2 protein-coding genes and 1 pseudogene are annotated in these 2842 nt (G+C 65.3%); 1 reads left to right on the top strand and 2 read right to left on the bottom strand.

Annotation, left to right across the window (positions count from 1 at the left end; all coding sequences use genetic code 11):
- Positions 1-156 precede the first annotated feature (156 nt).
- On the bottom strand, positions 157-1749 hold the full coding sequence (locus JMF90_RS31920; protein WP_011549722.1) for an ABC-F family ATPase: 1593 nt from the start codon (positions 1747-1749) through the stop codon (positions 157-159).
- Positions 1750-1918: 169 nt separating this feature from the next.
- Between JMF90_RS31920 and JMF90_RS31915 the strand changes: the two genes are divergently transcribed.
- Positions 1919-2371: a lipocalin-like domain-containing protein gene (locus tag JMF90_RS31915; RefSeq protein WP_011549721.1), complete on the top strand. Its 453-nt coding sequence runs from the start codon at positions 1919-1921 to the stop codon at positions 2369-2371.
- Between the two features lie 97 nt (positions 2372-2468).
- On the opposite strand, the pseudogene JMF90_RS31910 reads toward JMF90_RS31915, so the two are convergent.
- Positions 2469-2842, bottom strand: a pseudogene (locus tag JMF90_RS31910) (AsmA family protein); the annotation flags it as partial.

The raw sequence follows: 2842 nt of genomic DNA, 5'->3' as shown, positions 1-2842 counted from the left end.
AAACTGGGATGTCCAGCGCGGTGGGGTTTTGCCGCGGCGGAAATGAAAAAGCCCGCATCGACATTGCTGTCGATGCGGGCTTGTAGCGCCTCTGGCAATTCGCTCCGTGCGGTGATGCCTAACCTGGCCCCGTGACCGGAGAAAACCTTACGGCACTTACTCCTGCCCCTGACTCGTCAGGAACTCCTCATAATTCCCGCCAAAGTCGAACAGCGTGCCGTCCGTCTTCACTTCGATGATCCGGTTCGCCAGCCCGCTCACGAACTCGCGGTCGTGCGACACGAAAATCAGCGTGCCTTCGAACTGCTCGAGCGCGATCTGCAGCGACTCGATCGACTCCATGTCCATGTGGTTGGTCGGCTCGTCCATCAGCAGCACGTTGTGGCGGCCGAGCATCAGCTTGCCCCAGATCATGCGGCCCTTCTCGCCGCCCGACAGCACCTTCACCGATTTCTTGATGTCGTCCGACGAGAACAGCAGGCGGCCCAGCGTGCCGCGCACCATCGTTTCGTCGTCGCCGTCCTTGCGGTACTGGTCGATCCAGTCCATCAGCGTGATGTCGTTCGGGAATTCCTCGTACGTGTCCTGCGGCATGTAGCCGACGTTCGCGTTCTCCGACCACTTCACGGTGCCGTGATCGAGCGGCAGCGCGCCGAGCAGCGAGCGCAGCAGCGTCGTCTTGCCCGCGCCGTTCTCGCCGATGATCGCGATGCGCTCTCCCGGCTGCACCGACAGGTTGAAGTTCTGGAAAATCGTGCGCTCGTACTTCTTGGTGATCTCTTCGGCGACCACCGCGACGTTGTGCAGCTTCTTCTCGAACTCGAAGCGGATGAACGGGTTCTGTCGCGACGACGGCTTGAATTCCTCGATCTTGATCTTGTCGATCTGCTTCGCGCGGCTGGTGGCCTGGCGCGCCTTCGACTTGTTCGCCGAGAAGCGGCGCACGAAGTCCTGCAGCTCGGCCACGCGCTCCTTCGCACGCGTATTCGCGGCGGCCTGGCGCTCGCGCGCCTGCGCCGACGCGAGCATGTAGTCGTCGTAGTTGCCCGGCCAGACCTTCAGCGTGCCGAAGTCCATGTCGGCCATGTGCGTGCACACCGAGTTCAGGAAGTGACGATCGTGCGAGATGATGATCATCGTCGAGTTGTACTCGTTGAGCGTCTGCTCGAGCCAACGGATCGAGTTGATGTCGAGGTTGTTGGTCGGTTCGTCGAGCAGCAGCACGTCCGGCTTCGAGAACAGCGCCTGCGCGAGCAGCACGCGCAGCTTCCAGCCAGGCGCGACGTCGGCCATCGTGCCGTTGTGGAACTTCTCCTCGATGCCGATGCCGAGCAGCAGCGCGCCCGCGCGCGCCTCGGCGTCGTAGCCGCCGTATTCGGCGAACTTGCCTTCGAGTTCGGCCGCGTGCATGTAGTCGTCGTCGGTGGCGTCCGGGTTCGCGTAGATCGCGTCACGCTCGGTCATCGCGGCCCACATCTCGGTGTGGCCCATCATCACGACGTCGAGCACGCGCACGTCTTCGTACGCGAACTGGTCCTGGCGCAGCTTGCCCAGGCGGACGTTCGGCTCCAGCGCGACGTTGCCGGCGCTCGGCTCGAGGTCGCCGCCGAGGATCTTCATGAAGGTCGACTTGCCACAGCCGTTCGCGCCGATCAGACCGTAGCGGTTGCCCTCGCCGAATTTGACCGAGATATTCTCGAACAAGGGCTTCGGCCCGAATTGCATCGTGATGTTGGCAGTAGAAAGCACGGCAGGTCCCGTAAGAGAGAAATCGACGGAAAACCGTGTATTTTAGCAGGTGTCGGAGAAACTGCCGACCGCACCGCCCCGGCGGCGTATTCCCGGCCCTCAGCCGCGGCGCCCGCCGGCCCGTCAACACGACGGCACGCGCCCCACCGCCGTCCTACCGGAATCCCGCATGCTCGCCAGCCAGCTTCGTGAACAACTCGTCGGCGCGTGGCGCCTCGTGTCCTACGAAATCCGCCCGCGCGACGGCGGGACCGTCACCTATCCGCTCGGCCGCGACGCGCGCGGCTGGATCCTCTACACGCCCGACGGCTACATGTCCGCGCAGTTGATGGCGGCCGGCCGCCCGCCGTACGCCGACGGCGACCTGCAGGGCGGCAGCGTCGAGGAGCGTGCGGCCGCGGCCCGCGGCTACATCGCGTATTCAGGCCCCTTTAATGTCGACGACGACGGCACGTTGACTCATGAAATGGACGTCAGCCTGTATCCGAACTGGATCGGCAACGTCCAGCAGCGTGTCGTCAGCCTGGACGGCGACCGGCTGCAACTCGGCACCGCCGGGCCAGTGCGGATCGGCGGCCGGGAGGTCGAACCGGTGATCGTCTGGGCGCGCGCGCGCCGCTGAGCACCTCGGCGGCGCCGCACGGCCAGCGCTCAGCCGGTCGCGGCAACGATGCCGAGCCGCCGCACCGCGGCACAAGCCGCTCCGACGGCTGCGCGCATCACTTGCCGGCCTTCTTGGCCGCTTTCTGCGCCGCCTGCGCCTTCATCTGCCCGAACAGTTCCGAGCACGGCACGTCGCGGTTGTTGCTCGGCGCGATCAGCGGGATCAGCGCCGCGAACGGGTTGATCAGCCCGAGCCCGACCATCGCGCCGGCGCGCAGCGCGAGCGCGCCCGCATCGACGCCGACCTTCGGGTTCTTGAACGTGCCCTTCGCATACAACGGCGAGCGCAGCGAGAAGATCCGGAAGCCCTTCGTGTGCGGATGGATCTTCAGGTCGAGCGATTCGTCGCGCAGGTTGATCGGGCCGTCGACGTTGATGAGCGCGTCGTCGGTATCGAGCGCGAAGACCTTCGGGTCGAGCATGCCGTCGG

The organism is Burkholderia sp. E168m23, from assembly GCF_016586125.1.
GTDB lineage: Bacteria > Pseudomonadota > Gammaproteobacteria > Burkholderiales > Burkholderiaceae > Burkholderia > Burkholderia orbicola.
The sequence above is the reverse complement of the archived record's forward strand: the minus strand, read 5'-3'. Positions and strand labels throughout refer to the sequence as shown.